We start from the raw sequence: 16,517 nt of genomic DNA on the forward strand, positions 1-16,517 counted from the left end.
GGAGAAACCGATGAACGAGATCCAGCACCTGATCGACGGGGTCGCGTCGCCGTCTACGTCCGGCAATGACGGTCCGATCTTCGATCCGGCTACCGGTCAACAGACCGGGACGGTCGCCCTGGCCTCGGTGGCCGAGGTGGATGCCGCGGTGGCCTCGGCCCGGAGCGCCTTTGATGGTTGGAGCGAGGTGTCACTGGCCCGCCGCACCAAGTTGATGTACGAGTTCCGCAACCTGCTGGTGGCCAACGCCGACGGGGTGGCGGCACGGTTGTCTGCCGAGCACGGCAAGGTGCTCGACGACGCCCGCGGCGAGGTGGCCCGAGGCATCGAGAACGTTGAGTTCGCCTGCGGCATCGCCGATGCACTCAAGGGCCTCCATAGTGAGGGCGCCAGCACAGGTGTGGACGTCTACACCGTGCGCCGGCCCCTTGGGGTGGTGGCAGGGATTACCCCGTTCAACTTCCCGGCCATGGTCCCCATGTGGATGTTCCCCAACGCCATTGCCTGTGGGAACACTTTTGTCCTCAAGCCATCTGAGCGTGATCCCTCAGCACCTCTGTTCATCGCCGAGCTCTTCCAGGAAGCAGGCTTCCCCCCTGGCGTGTTGAACGTGGTCAATGGCGACAAGGTGGCTGTCGACCGCCTGGTCGAGCATCCTGATGTGAAGGCGGTGAGCTTCGTCGGGTCCACACCTATCGCCCGGTATGTGTACGCCTCGGCGACCGCCAACGGCAAGCGGGCTCAGGCCATGGGCGGGGCCAAGAACCACATGATCGTGCTTCCCGACGCCGACCTGGAGATGGCGGCCGATGCGGCGGTGTCGGCGGCCTACGGGTCGGCCGGCGAGCGGTGCATGGCCATCTCGGTGGTCGTCGCCGTTGGCGACGCGGGGGACCGGCTAGTCGAGGCCATCCGGGTCCGTATGGAGAAGTTGGTCATCGGTCCGGGGACCGACCCTGCATCGGAGATGGGTCCGCTCATCACCCGGGAGGCTCGCGACCGGGTGGCCGGCTACATCCAGGCGGGTGCCGATGCCGGCTGTCGGGTAGTAGTCGACGGTCGGGACCAGGTATTTGACGGCGACGGTTTCTTCCTCGGCGTGTCGCTGCTTGACCACGTCACCACCGACATGAGCGTCTACACCGACGAGATCTTCGGTCCGGTGCTGTCGGTGGTGCGGGCCGACTCGTATGCCGAGGGTGCCCAGATGATCCGCGACAACCCCTTTGGGAACGGGGCGGCCATTTTCACCCGGGACGGTGGGGCGGCCCGCCAGTTCCAGCAGGACGCGGACGCCGGAATGGTCGGCATCAACGTGCCCATCCCGGTGCCTGTCGGCTACCACTCGTTCGGAGGGTGGAACGATTCGGCGTTCGGCGACCACACCATCTACGGGCCGGAGGGGCTGCGGTTCTACACCCGACCCAAGGTGATCACCAGTCGGTGGCCCGACCCGTCGACCAGCGGCGTCGACCTCGGCTTCCCCCGTAACGACTGAAAGGAAGGCTGGGCGAATGGACTTTGGAGTGGTTCTGCAGACGGACCCTCCGGCATGGCGCGTGGTCGAGTTGGCCCGCCAAGCCGAGACCCTCGGGTTCACCCACGCGTACACATTCGACAGTCACGTCCTGTGGCAGGAACCGTTCGTGATCTACAGCGCCATGCTGGCAGCCACCAAGAAGATGGTGGTCGGCCCCATGGTGACCAACCCGGGCACCCGGGACTGGACGGTCATCGCCTCGCTGTTCGCCACCCTCAACGACATGTACGGCGAGCGCACGGTGTGCGCCATTGGCCGGGGCGATTCAGCCATGCGGGTCATCGGTCGCAAGCCCTGCAATCTCGCCACCCTTGAGGAGTCCATGGGGGTCATCAAGGGCCTGGCCGAGGGCGGCACCGCCGAGTACAACGGCACCACTCAGACCTTCCCGTGGCGCAATGGCGGCTCGCTACCTATGTGGATGGCCGCCTACGGGCCGAAGGCGCTTGATCTCTGCGGCCGGAAGGCCGACGGCTTTGTACTCCAGTTGGCCGACCCGCAGATCGCCGAGTGGACCATTGCCGCCGTGAAGCAGGCCGCGGCCGATGCCGGGCGAGACCCCGAATCGCTGACCATCACCGTGGTTGCTCCGGCCTACGTCGGCGATGACCTCGCCCACCAGCGCGACCAGGTGCGTTGGTTCGGAGGGATGGTCGGCAACCACGTAGCCGACCTCGTTGGCCGGTACGGCGCCGACGGGTCGGCGGTGCCCCAGGCTCTGACCGAATACATCGAGGGTCGGAAGGGCTACGACTACACGGAACACGGCCGGGCCGGCAACGAGCACACCGACTTCGTACCCGACGAAGTGATCGACCGGTTCTGCATCCTCGGCGATGAGAATGCCCACATCGCTCGGCTCCGCGAACTCGAGAGCCTCGGCGTGGACCAGTTCGCCATCTACCTAATGCACGACCAGAAGGACGAGACCCTTGACGCATACGGCCGGAAAATTATCCCGGCTCTAGCCCGTTAACAGATTCAGCACCGTCTCCAAGCCGAATCGCTTCCGACCTGACCTGGACGCAACAACTGAGAGAGCGTGACCACCTTGTTATTTAGGCAAAGAAAGATCCATGTCGTGGTCGAAGAAACCCGCCACGACTTCGGCCCGTCACCAAGTCGGCCCGCGTTGAAAGGGGCCGCCGCTGCTGTTGTGAGCAATCCATTCGTTGGTGGCTATGTAGCCGATCTGAGCCCTGCTGAGGAGGAACTACGCGACCTGGGCCATCAGTTGGGTGAGTTGCTTGTTGGGCATCTAGGTGGCGATCCTCACGCTATTGACAGCTATGGCAAAGGAGCGATCGTCGGGGCAGCGGGGGAGATCGAACACGGCGCCATGTGGCACATCCCTGGTGGCGGCGGGATGAGGGCTGCCCTCGGAAAGGGAGAGGCCATCGTCCCGTCCACCAAGAAAGTAGGACCGCTCGGAGCAAGGCTAGACGTCCCCCTTACCCATCTTGAGTGGTCTTACGTCGGAAGCCATTACGACGCAATCGAAGTAGGAGTTCCAGACGCACCACGGCCGGATGAGTTGGTACTGATCCTTGCCATGGCAATTGGTGGACGGATAAATGCACGCCTTGCCGGAGGTTTCACCCTGGATGACCGGGGTCAACCCGGCGTGCCGGCATGAGGGTCGCGTGCCTTGGCCTTGGGCGCATGGGTTGGCACATCGCTGGACATCTGGCCGACCACAGCGATGCCCATGATTTAGCGGTTTTCGATGTCGTCGATGGCCTTACAGGCCGGTGGGTCGAAGAGCACAACGGCACGGAGGCCGACTCAGTGGAGTCGGCAGTCACTGGTGCGGAGTTCATCGTCACCTCGCTGCCGTCAGACAGGGAGTTGGCGGAAGTCGCGACAGAGGTTCTGCCCGCCATCGCTGAAGGGGCAATCTGGATCGATCACTCCACGACCTCTGCCCAGATTGCTTGCGAGTTAGGAAGCGGCATGTCCGCGGTTGGCGGCCACTTTCTTGACGGGCCTGTCTCCGGTGGTGTCGATGGAGCGCGCCGGGGGGCGCTCTCGGTCATGGTTGGTGGTGATGAAAGCGCATTTGCCAGAGTTGAGCCCTTAGTAGAGATCTACGCCTCTCGGGTACGACACATGGGTCCGGTTGGCGCAGGCCAACTGACCAAGATGACGAATCAGATCTGTGTGGTCGGGTTATGTCAGGCACTTGCCGAAGGTCTGGACTTTGCCTCTCGGGCTGGACTCGATGTCGAAAATGTGGTCGAGGCGATGTTGCAAGGTTCCTCAACTTCCTGGCAGATGGAAAATCGGGCCGACAAGATGCTGGCCGGTGAATACGACTTTGGCTTCTCCACCGCGCTGATGCGAAAGGACATAGGACTTGTTCTCGAGGAGGCCGCTTCCATGGGTGTTTCACTTCCGATCACCGCATTGGTGGGCCAGTTCCTGGCTGATGTGGACGCCATGGGGGGAACCACTTGGGACTGGTGCAGCTTGATGGAGAGACAACGGCGATTCGCCCCCGCGAATCTGCCACCGAACAATGCAGATGGCCGTTGAACGATGTGTCATGACGCCCAAGAACATTTCGGGCGCAGCGACTGCAGGACCTTTCGAAATGAGAGTCCCTTGAGCCCCGGTCCGGTTGCCTAATGGCACGCGGCGGAAAGTGGCTTCGTGTGGCCACGACCGTGCTTGCCGCAGTCGTCCTCCTATTCGGCATATGGGAGGGCTACAAGTGGGTTGGTCAACAGACCGGTGACTACTGGCCCGGCACTTCAATCGAGCTCCCAGCGTCAACCGATGACCTCACCATGCCCCACGCAATGGACATCGCTAACGAACTGTTCGAAGAGGTTCGAGATGGCCGGGCCCGTTTGCCGCTGTTCCTATTCCTGCTGAAGAAGGGTTGGTTCACCCTTCAGGAGGCGGCCATCGGGTTCACCCTTGGTCTGACAGTCGGCCTCGGTCTGGCCATCCTCATGCTCCGTTGGCGGGTTGCCGAACGCGGGCTGCTGCCGTGGATCAACGTGTCCCAGACGATTCCACTGATCGCGTTAGCACCGATCATCGTGACCTGGGGGCGCCAGCAGGACCTACCCGACATGCTCTCGATCTCACTGATCGCTGCCTACCTAACTTTCTTCCCGGTTGCCGTCAGCGCTCTTCGGGGCCTGCAGTCCCCCGATTCTGCCCATGTGGAGCTCATGCGTTCCTACGCAGCGCCCTGGCGGACCACCCTCGTCAAACTGAGGCTTCCTGCTGCACGTGCCTATCTGTTTCCTGCATTGAAGATTGCAGCAACGCTCAGCGTTGTTGGGGCCATCGTTGGTGAGATCTCCATCGGCACCAAGACCGGTCTGGGACGGGCGATCCTTGAATACGCGCAGCGCTACGCCGTCTCGCCTGAGCGGCTCTACGCGTCCGTGATTGGTGCAGCGGTTCTTGGCCTCTTGGTTTTTGGACTGGTCTCCCTGGCCGAATGGATCGTGGTGCGACGCACCGGTGAGGTCACATCATGAGTAACCCAGTTCTGGCAGAAAAAGCGGTTGTCGTAGATGGGGTCGACAAGGTCTTTAACGTCGGGAGCGATTCCGAGGTAGAGGCGTTGTCTGACATCAACCTGACCGTTGAGGCCGGGGAGTTCATATCGCTGATTGGCCCCTCGGGTTGCGGCAAGTCGACTCTTCTGCGCCTGATTGGCGACCTACTCGCCCCAACCACGGGAGCGTTGACGGTATTTGGCAAATCAGCCCACGAGGCTCGCCTGAATCAGGACTACGGCATGGTGTTCCAGCATTCCGGTCTATTCGATTGGCGTCGGGTGCTGGCCAACATCGAGCTGCCACTCGAACTTCGTGGCTGGTCGAAAGCTGACAGGTCAGCCCGATCGGCAGAGATGCTCGGGTTGGTAAGGCTTGAAGACTTCGGTGGGCACTATCCCCGCCAACTCAGCGGCGGCATGCAACAACGGGTGTCTATTGCCCGGGCGCTCTCGTTTCAGCCGAAGTTGTTACTAATGGACGAGCCTTTCGGGGCGCTCGATGAGATGACCCGCGAGCACATGCAGCTTGAACTACTTCGGATATGGCGGGAAACCCATACCACCGTGGTATTTGTCACCCACTCGGTACCCGAGTCGGCTTTTCTTTCCAACCGAGTAGTGGTCTTGTCGCCACGGCCCGGTCGTATCCACTCTGTAGTTGACGTTGACCTAGGTGAGCGCAGCGACGATACGCGGCAAGACCCAGCCTTCTTCGCGAAGGCCACTGAGATCCGCGAAGCGCTCCGGGCCGTAGAGAGCGGCGGGTGATGGTTCGGCGAGTTCGCGGCCGGATTTCCGTCCTAGGGCCGCCGATCACGGTGGGTGTGGTCGGTCTTCTGCTCTGGGAAGTGTTCGTAAGGGGATTTGGAATTCGGGAGTTCCTGCTGCCAAGGCCCACGTCGATCATGGAAGAGCTTGTCGACAATTGGCCCGTTCTGCGCCATGCCATATGGGAGACGGGATGGATCGCTGTAAGTGGCCTACTGATCGGGATCGTGGCCGGCGTGGCGCTGGCTTTCATGACCACACGCTTTCGTACCCTCGAAGAGGGGCTTACACCACTTGCCGTGGTCGTCAACGCCACGCCCATAGTGGCCCTTGCCCCCATCTTTAATGCTTGGTTCGGGATCACCGGCACGCTCAGCAACCAGGCCGTAGTAGTCGCCGTGGTCTTCTTCCCGGTTTTCATCAACACGTCTCGAGGCCTCACCGAAGTGCATCCCGATGAGATTGAGCTCATGCGTTCCTATGCGGCGAGCGAGTGGACGATCCTTCGGGAGGTTCGAATTCCCAATGCTCTTCCGTTCTTCGCCAACTCTCTCCGGTTGGTGGCGCCCCTGTCGGTAATCGCCGCGATCGTGGCCGAGTACTTTGGCGGCCCCCAGGACCGCATCGGCAACGTGATCACATCGAACGTCGCATTCGTGAGATACGACGTTGCTTGGGCCGCCATCGCAGTCGCCTCGGCTCTTGGCCTAACTTTGTTCTCTGTGGCCCTACTAGTTGAGCGCGCAAGCATGCCTTGGCGAGCGGCGATGGGCGATGGTGAGTACACAACTACACCCGGGAGGGAATGATGAAGAAGCGATTGACGACGAGACTGCTGGCGGTGCTGGCAGTTCTAACGTTGTTTGCTACTGCTTGTGGCGATGACGAAGCTGCGGTCGGTATTGGCGACTGCGAATCAGTTGACTCTGTTTCGCTACAACTGCAGTGGCTTACCCAGGCCCAGTTCGCGGGTTACTACGCGGCGGCTGACGAGGGGATCTACGAGAAGTACTGCCTCGACGTGGAGATCCGCGAAGGCGGTGTCGACATCGCTCCCCATCAGCAGTTGGCTTCAGGAGCTGTGGATTTCGCCGTGTCATGGGTACCCAAGGCCCTAGTACCGCGTGAGGAGGGCATGGACATCGTAAACGTGGCCCAGGTATTCCAGCGCTCGGGGACCCTGCAGGTCTCGTGGGCTGACGCTGGCATCGACGGTCCCGCGGACCTGGCTGGCAAAGTCGTCGGCAACTGGGGCTGGGGCAACGAGTTCGAGCTCCTAGCCGGCTCGCGCAAAGCAGGTCTCGATCCATCCAGCGATTACGAGTTGGTCCAGCAGAGTTTCGACATGCTCGCCTTGCTCAACGGGGAGATCGACGCTGCTCAGGCAATGATCTACAACGAGTACGCCCAGATGCTTGAAGCAACTAACCCGGCGACCGGCAAGCGTGTCACCGCGGACGACCTCTCGATCATCGACTGGAACGACGAAGGGACGGCGATGCTCAATGACGCCATCTGGGCCGACGGCACCCGACTCGGCAACGCTGACTACGCCGATATCACCACCCGCTTTGTGGCTGCCTCTCTTGAGGGTTGGATGTACTGCCGCGACAATTCAGCGGATTGCGTCGAAATCGTGCTCAACAACGGCTCGTCGCTTGGCGCATCACATCAGGCTTGGCAGATGAACGAGATCAATGGCCTGATCTGGCCATCGCCCGACGGGGCCGGCGTGATGGACGAGGGCTTGTGGGCCCAGACCGTCGACGTGGCAACTAGCCAAGGCATTCTCGCTTCAGCGCCCGACTCCGGCGCGTACACAACGCAGTACGCCGAGGCGGCCGTAGAGATGTTGAAGAACCGCGGTGTGGACACCACCGGCAAGAACTGGCGTCGAGTGGATGTGACACTCAACCCGGGCGGCGAGTAGCTGTCCGGAGGGGCGGCGGCGTCTCTGTCCCGCTTGCCCCAACTCCCGGGTGCTCCGGGTGGCCTGACCGACATCATTCGGTTGGGTCACCCGGCTCCGGACGTATACCCGACTCCGTCAGGCTCGTCTCATGACTGATGACCAGCCCCCTCGTCGGGCTCGTCACATGGTGAGGGCGAGAGAATGACCTGATGGGAGAGATGGTCGCCAGGGTTGCGGTAGTCGTCGTGGGCCTGGTTCTGTTTGGCGTTGGGATCGGCGTCCTGTTCCTAGCTGACCTTGGTGTCGGGCCATGGGACGTCCTGCACGATGCTTTGGCCGGTCTGCTCGATCGTCAACCGGGCACGGTCATTCTCGGGCTGGGGGTGGTGCTGCTCGCTTTGTTGGTTGGGCTTCGCCAACCGATTGGCTTGGCCACGTTGGCCAACGTGGCCATCGTTGGCACGACGGTAAATGTGCTGCTGGCTGTTGTGGATACGCCGTCGGCCATGGCGGCCCGTCTGGTGTTGGTGGCCACTGCTCCGATGGTGGTGGCCTTCGGCTCGATGCTCTATATCGGTGGTGGCATCGGTATCGGGCCTCGTGACGGCCTGATGACGGCGCTGGTCGATGCAGGGTTGAGCTTCCGTGTCGCCCGGACGCTGCTGGAGGTCACGGTGCTGTTGGTCGGCATCGTCCTCGGAGGCCGGTTCGGGCTGGGAACCGTGGTGTTTGCCTTGACGGTCGGTTCTGCTCTGCAGTTCTTCCGCGCCAGAGTCTGGGCTGGATACCCCGAGTCGCCCGGGTATGTCTTTCGCCGTGCTGGGTCCGCTTCGCCCGGCCAGGACGCCGACCTCTAGCGTCGTCATCGTCAGGGAGCACCGCCAGTCGGAGCGGCTCCTTCCGCTTACCGGGCGGGTAGGCCAGGCGTGGAGGAAATCGTGCCAACGAGCAGCGGGTCAGACGGCGTTGGGTCGACCAGCCACCAGACGGCGCTGGTCGACCGGCGGGCATGGGTCGCCCTGAGCGTGGCCACGCTGGCCGGCCTGCTCACCACCATCGACATCTCGATCGTGAACGTGGCCTTCCCATCGATGCGACGAGACCTAGGGGCAACAGAGGCCAGCCTGTCGTGGGTCCTGTCGGGCTACTCGATCGCCTCTGGGGCGTTCCTCATGCTGGCCGGCCGACTAGCCGACCAGAAGGGTCGTCGTCGCCTCTTCTTGATCGGGGTCACGGTTTTCGTCGTCGGTTCTCTGCTATCGGGAATGGCCGACACGACCGGGTGGCTGATCGCCGCACGGGTGGTGCAGGGCGTGGGTGGCTCGATCCTCGGTCCGGCGTCGCTAGCCATGATCCTTCCCGCCTTCTCAGAGAAGCGACGGTCCATGGTCATCGGGATCTGGGGTGCGTCGGCGGCCCTCGGGGCGGCGCTCGGGCCATCCATTGGAGCGGTGCTCATCGACTTCGCCTCATGGCGTTGGATCTTCTTCGTCAACGTGCCCATTGGGATCCTGATCCTGGTGCTCACCCCCCGGTTCGTCCGCGAGTCATCGGATCCTGATGCCCGGGGCGGTTTCGACGTGGTGGGCGTGCCGGCTGGAACTTTGGGCATAGCCCTTGTGCTCCTGGCCGTGGTGGAGGGCGAGCGATGGGGTTACCTGTCGGCCCGCTCGGTGGGCTCGGTCCTGGCGGGAATCGCGCTCGTCGTCCTGCTCTTCGTGCGCTCGGCCCGCCATCACAACCCGCTGATCGACCTTTCGCTGATCCGGATCCGATCGTTCTGGTCGGCCGGGCTCGGTCAGATCTTCTTCATCACGGCGTTTATCGCCACCATCTTGTTCCACACCCTGCTACTACAGGAACTGTGGGGATGGTCGGTGCTAACTGCTGGCTTCGGCGTGGTGCCGGGCCCGGCGTTGGCCGCCGTCCTCGGCGGGCCGGTGGGGACGATCGTGGATCGGGTGGGCCACCGAAACGTCGTGGTCTTCGGCTCTCTGATGGCCGCCATCAATCCGCTCTGGCTGATGTCGACGGTCGGTCCGGAGTCGTCCTGGGCCACCACCCTCCTACCGGCGCAACTCTTCCTCGGGGTGGCCGTCTCCTGCTCGTTCGCCACCTACTCCTCGCTCGGCCTGCGCGACGTGCCGCCGGCCCGGTTCGCCACGGCCAGCGCCATGCTCCGGACCGTGGGGTCGATCGGCTTTGCCTCGGGAGTCGCCATAGCCATAGCCGTGTTTTCGTCAGCCCGCCACCTCGACCCACTGGCTGCTTTCAACCGGGTCTGGACTTTCCTGTTCTGCACGTTCCTGACCGGCGCCGCGTTTTGCGCCGTGGCGTGTCCCGGAAGGATCAGGCAGGCTGACCGAGGGCGACCGGCATAGCCTCGCGACCCCGGAGGATGATCCGGGCGTTGTAGGTCGGCTCGGCGGCCAGCGCCAGGTCGGGGAAGCGCCGCACCAGACGGGTCACGGCGATCTCGCCTTCCATGCGTGCCAGCGCGGCGCCCAGACAGTGGTGTACCCCACTGCCGAACGACATGTGCCGGTTGGCATCGGCCCGGGTTACGTCCAACTGGGCGGCCGTGTCGCCCCAGAACCGGGGATCCCGGTTGGCGCTGCCCAGGGCGGTCAGCACCATTTCGCCCGACGGGACCTCGACGCCGCCGATCTCCACGTCGTGCATCATCCGTCGCCCCGAGGTCTGGACCGGGCTGTCATAGCGCAGCAGCTCGTCGGCCAGGGTCTCGTCAACCGAGTCGTCGTCGCGAACCTGGGCCAGTTGGTCGGGATGGCGCAGCAGGGCGTGGGTACCGTTCCCGATGAGGTTCACTGTGGTCTCGTGACCGGCCACGAACAGCAGCGAGGTCATGGCCAGCAACTCCTCCTCGTCCATCCGGTCACCTTCCTCCTCAACCTGGACCAGGTCGGTAAGGAGGTCCTCGGCGGGCTCACGGCGCTTCCATGCAATGGCGTCGCGTAGGTAGGCCTCCATGTGGGTGCCGCCGTCAACTGCCGCGTCGACCTGTTCGGGGGTGAGGTACGGCTCGAGGGTCTGGGTGAGGGCGTGGGACCACGACCGGACCCGTTCTACGTCGGCGGTGGGGAGACCGAGCATGGCGTGGATGACGGCGAACGGGATGACGAAGGCGTAGTCGGCGATCAGGTCGATCTCGTCGTCGCCCTTACGAGAGCGGGTTGAGAGGTTGTCGAGCAGTTCGTCGACGATGGTGGTGGTTCGTTCGCGCATCCGGGCGATCGACCGTGGGGTGAACGTGCGCTGGACCAACTTTCGCAGTCGGGTGTGGTCTGGCGGGTCGAGTCCGAGGATCGAGGGGGTGCGCTCCTCGCCCCGGTTGCGAAGCACTTGCATGTGCTCCGGCGTGTCGGCCGACGACTCGAAGCGGCGTACAGAGGTGTGGGGGTCGCGCAGCACCTGGTGGGCGTCGTCGTAACGGCTGACGATGAGGATGCCCAGTGGGTTCCGGTGGACGGGATCCTCGTCACGGAGCCGGGTGTAGGTGGGGTACGGGTCGAGGAGGAACTCGGGGTCGAACGGGTTCCACGAAGGGGCGGCCTCCTCGTTGACCGATGGGTTGCTCATGGTCCAGACGCTACCGACGGGTGCGTTCCCGGCCCGAACCGGGGCTTGCTTTCGCAGGGGGCATGCCGGCGGCACCCCCGAAACTCGGCTAGCTGGAAGCCGGTGGCTACGGGCCTACAGGTGGCAACCGACGGCGTAGCCGGTGCGGATGGCGCCCTCGATGTAGCCCACCGTGCCGGCGTCGCCCACCATGTGGACGGTCACGTCGTCTTCCACCGCAGCCTCGATGGCTTCGGCCAGCGACCGCTCGGGTTCCACCCCACCGGCCAGCAGGACGGCGTCGGCCGCGAATCGCTGCTCAAGGACCTCGGGCTCATCTCTGGAGGCTCTGTCATCGGAGGCTTCGACGGTCATCTCGGCCACCACGTCGCTCGGCGTGATGGCCGCCAGACGGGTGCCGGTGTGGAACTCCACGCCCCGGGACCGGGCCTCGTGGAGGGCCCGCCACCGTCGCGGGTGGGCCATCTCGGTGGCCAGGTGAGTGCCTTCTTCAAGCACCGTGACCGTCCGGCCTCGCTCGGCCAGGAACTCGGCCAGTTCAGTACCGACCAGGCCACCGCCCACCACGACCACCCGGCTACCTAACGGCATCCAGCGGCGTGACAGCGAGCGGACACGTCCTATGTCAGAGGTGATGCCCAGCAGTCGAGCAGTGGTGAGCACGGCACGCGCCGCCACGACGGGGCGGCGGACCCCGAGGTCACCCTCGCCGGTCAACAGGCTTCGGAGGTCGTCGCCGGACAGCACATGGGGTAGCTCCGCACCGGGCACGTCGGGCCGACTTCGGATCGCGCCGGTGGCAACCACGACGGCGTCGGGTCGGAGCGCAGCGACCATGGCCGGCGACACGGTGGTGCCGGTCCGGACGTCCACGCCGGCCTCGGTGATGGCAGCGATCAAGTAGCGGACCAGGTCTCCGTTGAGTGGGGTGGTGAGCGACGAGAATCGGGCCGTACCACCCAGATGGTTGGATCGTTCCAGCAGGGTCACTCGGTGACCCCGCTCGGCGGCCACCCGAGCGGCCTCCATGCCGCCCGGACCGCCGCCCACCACCACTACGTGGCCGGGGGTAGGCGCCGGGGTCGGCTCGGGTTCGTCCTGATGGCCCAACCGGGCGTTCACCGCGCAGACGGGGGCCGAGTTCCAGAAGTTCTGGGCCACGCACACGAAGCAGTTGATGCACGGACGGACGAGTTCCGGGCGCCCCCCGGCCAGCCGTTTGGGCAGGTCGGGGTCGGCCAGCAACTGGCGACCCATGGCGATCAGGTCGGCCCCACCGTCGCTGATGATCCGCTCGCCGTCATCAGGGTGGATCCGTCCCACGGCAACGACCGGCACGTCGACGGCTGTCTTCACGGTGCGGGCCAGGTCCTCGTATTGGCAGTCCAGCCACGGCAACGGGCCCTCGGTGAACCCGGTCCCGCCGGTGATCGACGAGTAGGCAGTGACGTGGATGGCGTCGGCGCCGGCGTCGGCGGCCAACGCCGCGTAGCGGGCTGCCAGATCAGGGGTGATGCCTCCCTCGAGGGCGGCATCGCGACCATTGAGACGGACAAGCACGGCGAAGTTCATCCCGCACCGGCTCCGCACGGCCCTTACCACTTCGAGGAGCAGTCGGGCCCGACCCTCGACACACCCGCCGTACCCATCGGTGCGCTGGTTCCAGGCCGGCGAGAGGAAGGTGTCGATCAGGTAGCCATGGCCCGCATGGACCTCGATGCCGTCCAGGCCGGCCTGTTGGACGCGCCACGCGGCATCGGCGAACTGGTCCACCACCCATGCCAGGTCGTCGGCCGATGCCTCGGCATAGGTGGGCATCTTCCCGCCGGTCAAGGTGGCCATGGCCATCAACTCGTCCATCGTGGTGTCGCGCATGATGGCCATGGGATCGGCGTCGGGAAGCGGGAGGCTGGGCACGAGGCTGGGTCGGTCCTCGGCGGTGTCGACCCCGGAGATCCGGCCGTGGTGGTTGGCCTGCACGACCATCTTCGCCCCGTGGGTGTGGACGGCCTCTCCGAGGCGCCGCAGTCCGTCGATCACCCCATCGTGGGACAGTGCCGGTTGGTGGCGTGCCGTGGCCCCGTAGGGAAAGGCAACCGCCGCTGTCTCCAAGATGAGGAGCCCGGCGCCGCCCCGGGCCCGTTCGGCGTAGTGGGTGATCAGCGGATCAGTGATCAGTCCGTTATCGCAGATGTTCTGGTCCATAGCTGGAAGGACGATCCGGTTCCGCAGGTCCATTGGCCCCACGCTGATCGGGGATAACAGCAGCGGGTGGGAGTTTCGGGTGGAGGTGGGATCTGACGGCACGTCAGGGATCCTGCCCGAGGATGGGCCGCCGGGCCAACCGCATCAACCCTTCCAGGCCCGCTGACACGGGCCGGCGTACTCAGGTGGCGAGCTTCCTCAGGGACTTCTGCCGCCAGTTCTCCGTGGTGTCCACCGCGTTGAAGGTGAAGCAGTGGATGCCGGCGATGCCCAACTCGTGGGCCCGACCCGACAGCGGGGCGATGAGCTTGTTGGGGTTGTAGCCACCGGGTGACAGCAGCCGGATGACCGACGTCTTGTTCTTCTTCAGGTACCGGGCCGAGTGGCCGATGCCCAGACGGATCGAGATGGTCAACAGCTTGGTGCGGTCCACGGCTCCCGGTACGCCGAGATGGCACGGCAGGTCCACACCGGCCGCCCGCTGACCGGCCAGCCAGGTTCCGATGGTCTGGGCGTCGAAGCACATCTGGGTTGCCATGTAGCCCTCCAGCCCAGCCTCGCGGATCAGTTCTTGCTTCTCGACGAGAGCATCGGCGAGGGCCTGATCCGGAATGGTGGAATGACCGTCGGGGTAGGAGCCGATGCCCACCACGTCGATCTCGGGCCGGCGGTCCAGGAACGACCGGAGGAAGCCGGCGGCGTCGGCGAAGGGTCCGCGCGGGTCGGCGTCGCCACCGATGCAGAAGACCTTCCGGATGCCGATGGCGTTCACCCGTTCGGCGATCCGTTCGACGTGGTTCTCACTCTCGACCATCCGGGCAGCGAAGTGCGGGATGACGGTGAAGCCCTTCTCGGCGTACCCGGCGCACAGATCGAGGGTGTCGTCGATGGTCTTGGCCGGCGAGCAGGTCACCGACACGGTTGCCCCGTCCGGTAGGTGGGCGCTCTGGTCGGCCAGATTCTTCAGAGGGATGAGCTCATAGGTCATTCCCTCGAGCAGGGATCGCTGAATGGCCCGGTCAGTTCTGGGCTGGATGATTCTGGACCGTTTAGTCCGGGGTCGGGTGGCCACGCTCCCGCCCTCCTGTGCAACTCCGGGGACGGCTGAGGCCGCCCGCTGCTGATCTGGACCTGGTTCCGGCTGACGCCGGTATTGCTGGTACTGCCGGGGCTTAGCTGAGGCCGACGATCTCGCCGTCCTCGTCGATGTCGATCCCCATGGCCCCCGGCTGCGCGCCGAGTCCGGGCATCGTACGCATGTCGCCGCAGATCGGGTACACGAACCCTGCGCCCACCGAGGCCCGGACTTCGCGGACGGGAAGCGTCCAGCCGGTCGGGGCGCCCTTTAGCGCCGCGTTGGAGCTGATTGAGAGGTGGGTCTTGGCAATGCACACCGGCAGGTTCCCGAAGCCGTTGGCCTCGTACGAGTCGATCTGTTTGTTGGCTTGCGGCGAGAAGTCCACGCCGTCGGCGCCGTACACCTTGTCGGCCACCGTCCGGATTTTGTCCCGCAGCGACATTTCGTCGGGGTAGAGCACCTGGAACTCGCTGGGCTCGTCAGCCGCCTCGGCTACTGCCTCGGCCAACTCGGCAGCCCCTGAGCCGCCGTCGGCGAAGTGGGTGGTCACTGCCGAGCGGGCATTGAACTCGTCGGCGATCTCACCGATGGCGGCGATGTCTGCGTCGTGGTCACCGGGAAACACGTTTATGGCCACCACCGGGGACACTCCGTGGACCTGCATGTTCTCCAGTTGCTTGCGAAGGTTGTCACCGCCCTGGTGGACCTCGTCGGGGTTCTCGGCCAGCAAAGCCTCGGGCAGGGGTCGCCCGGCCACGATCTTGTGGTTGCCGGAGTGGGCCTTGAGGCCTCGCACGGTGGCTACTAGTACGGCCGCGTCCGGGGCGATGCCCGAGTAGCGACACTTGATGTTGAAGAAGCGCTCTGCGCCCATGTCGGCGCCGAAGCCAGCCTCGGTGAGGAGGTAGTCACCGGTGTGGATGCCGATCTGGTCGGCGATGATCGAAGAGTTGCCGGTGGCGATGTTGCCGAATGGGCCGCAGTGCACGAGCGCTGGGGTGCCCTCGAGGGTCTGCATGAGGTTTGGCTTGATGGCCTCCTTGAGGATGACCGTCATGGAGCCGGCCACGCCGAGGTCTTCGGCAGTGATCGGGGTGCCGGCCTTGTCGTAGCCCACGACGATGCGGCCCATGCGGGCCCGCAGGTCGGCCAGCGAGGTGCACAGCGCCAGGGCGGCCATGACCTCCGATGCAGCGGTGATGTCAAAGCCTGTCTCGCGGGGCACGCCGTCGAGGCGGCCACCGAGACCGACCACGATGTTGCGAAGGGCCCGTTCGTTGATGTCCATGACCCGTCGCCACGTGATGTTGTGCATGTCCAGGCCCAGTTCGTTTCCGTGGAACAGGTGGGCGTCAAGCATGGCCGAGCACATGTTGTGGGCCGCGGTGACCGCATGCATGTCGCCGGTCAGGTGGAGGTTGAACAGTTCCATCGGCACGACCTGGCTGTAGCCGCCACCTGCTGCGCCACCTTTGATTCCGAAGGTCGGGCCCATCGAAGGCTGGCGGATGGCGATCGTGGCCTTCTTGCCGACGTGGCTGAAGCCCTGGCCAAGGCCGACGGTGGTTGTGGTCTTGCCCTCGCCGAGCGGTGTGGGAGTGATGGCTGAGACCACCACGTACTTGGCTTTGGGGCGGTCGGCCATCCGACCGATGGCTTCGAGCTTGATCTTGGCGGCACCTTCGCCGTACTGCTCGAGGCAGTCGGCGGGGATGCCGGATTCGGCGGCGATCTCGGTGAGGGGACGCAGGGTGGCGCCGCGGGCAATTTCGAGGTCAGAGGGGAACGACATTGTTCTGGTTCTCCGGTTCAAGGGTTGTCTTAGGGGTCGTGAGGGAAGATCTGTGCTGGGGTGGGGTAGACGACGAGGGGGTCGTCCACAGCCTCGGGGATT

The 16,517-nt window shown here is 64.6% G+C and carries 14 protein-coding genes; 10 read left to right on the forward strand and 4 right to left on the reverse strand.

Annotated elements, in window-relative coordinates; all coding sequences use genetic code 11:
* Positions 1–10: 10 nt before the first annotated feature.
* The 10 genes from QF777_02390 to QF777_02435 all read left to right on the forward strand — a co-directional run bounded on the left by QF777_02390 (position 11) and on the right by QF777_02435 (position 10,121).
* Positions 11–1,498, forward strand: a complete 1,488-nt coding sequence (locus tag QF777_02390; protein ID MDP6910401.1) for a CoA-acylating methylmalonate-semialdehyde dehydrogenase — start codon at positions 11–13, stop codon at positions 1,496–1,498.
* A 16-nt stretch (positions 1,499–1,514) separates the two neighbouring features.
* Positions 1,515–2,516, forward strand: a complete 1,002-nt coding sequence (locus QF777_02395) for a TIGR03842 family LLM class F420-dependent oxidoreductase (GenBank protein ID MDP6910402.1) — start codon at positions 1,515–1,517, stop codon at positions 2,514–2,516.
* A 66-nt stretch (positions 2,517–2,582) separates the two neighbouring features.
* Entirely contained in the window at positions 2,583–3,176 is a 594-nt protein-coding gene (locus QF777_02400) for an amino acid synthesis family protein (protein MDP6910403.1), read from the forward strand.
* Positions 3,173–4,075, forward strand: a complete 903-nt coding sequence (locus QF777_02405) for an NAD(P)-dependent oxidoreductase (protein ID MDP6910404.1) — start codon at positions 3,173–3,175, stop codon at positions 4,073–4,075. The genes QF777_02400 and QF777_02405 overlap by 4 nt, the downstream gene beginning before the upstream one ends.
* 92 nt (positions 4,076–4,167) lie before the next feature.
* The gene (locus QF777_02410; protein MDP6910405.1) at positions 4,168–5,037 is read left to right on the forward strand and encodes an ABC transporter permease subunit; all 870 of its coding nucleotides are present in this window, start codon (positions 4,168–4,170) and stop codon (positions 5,035–5,037) included.
* Positions 5,034–5,828, forward strand: coding sequence for an ABC transporter ATP-binding protein (locus tag QF777_02415; GenBank protein ID MDP6910406.1), 795 nt, complete (start codon positions 5,034–5,036; stop codon positions 5,826–5,828). The genes QF777_02410 and QF777_02415 overlap by 4 nt, the downstream gene beginning before the upstream one ends.
* On the forward strand, positions 5,828–6,637 hold the full coding sequence (locus QF777_02420) for an ABC transporter permease (GenBank protein ID MDP6910407.1): 810 nt from the start codon (positions 5,828–5,830) through the stop codon (positions 6,635–6,637). The genes QF777_02415 and QF777_02420 overlap by 1 nt, the downstream gene beginning before the upstream one ends.
* A complete protein-coding gene (locus tag QF777_02425; protein ID MDP6910408.1) occupies positions 6,637–7,758 on the forward strand; it encodes an ABC transporter substrate-binding protein in 1,122 nt (373 codons plus the stop codon). Before QF777_02420 ends, QF777_02425 begins: the two co-directional genes overlap by 1 nt.
* Positions 7,759–7,949: 191 nt before the next feature.
* Complete coding sequence (locus QF777_02430; protein MDP6910409.1) at positions 7,950–8,597, forward strand: hypothetical protein; 648 nt, start codon at positions 7,950–7,952, stop codon at positions 8,595–8,597.
* Positions 8,598–8,678: 81 nt separating this feature from the next.
* The gene (locus tag QF777_02435) at positions 8,679–10,121 is read left to right on the forward strand and encodes a DHA2 family efflux MFS transporter permease subunit (GenBank protein ID MDP6910410.1); all 1,443 of its coding nucleotides are present in this window, start codon (positions 8,679–8,681) and stop codon (positions 10,119–10,121) included.
* Here QF777_02435 and QF777_02440 read toward each other — a convergent pair.
* The 4 genes from QF777_02440 to QF777_02455 form a co-directional block, all read right to left on the reverse strand.
* Positions 10,090–11,340 carry a cytochrome P450 gene (locus QF777_02440; GenBank protein ID MDP6910411.1) on the reverse strand — a complete coding sequence of 417 codons (1,251 nt, stop codon included), beginning with the start codon at positions 11,338–11,340 and terminating at the stop codon, positions 10,090–10,092. The genes QF777_02435 and QF777_02440 overlap by 32 nt on opposite strands.
* 114 nt (positions 11,341–11,454) lie before the next feature.
* The gene (locus QF777_02445) at positions 11,455–13,647 is read right to left on the reverse strand and encodes an FAD-dependent oxidoreductase (GenBank protein ID MDP6910412.1); all 2,193 of its coding nucleotides are present in this window, start codon (positions 13,645–13,647) and stop codon (positions 11,455–11,457) included.
* 79 nt (positions 13,648–13,726) lie between these two features.
* On the reverse strand, positions 13,727–14,617 hold the full coding sequence (locus QF777_02450) for a methylenetetrahydrofolate reductase (GenBank protein MDP6910413.1): 891 nt from the start codon (positions 14,615–14,617) through the stop codon (positions 13,727–13,729).
* A 100-nt stretch (positions 14,618–14,717) separates the two neighbouring features.
* Positions 14,718–16,415 carry a formate--tetrahydrofolate ligase gene (locus QF777_02455; GenBank protein ID MDP6910414.1) on the reverse strand — a complete coding sequence of 566 codons (1,698 nt, stop codon included), beginning with the start codon at positions 16,413–16,415 and terminating at the stop codon, positions 14,718–14,720.
* Positions 16,416–16,517 lie beyond the last annotated feature (102 nt).

The organism is Acidimicrobiales bacterium (assembly GCA_030747595.1).
GTDB lineage: Bacteria > Actinomycetota > Acidimicrobiia > Acidimicrobiales > MedAcidi-G1 > UBA9410.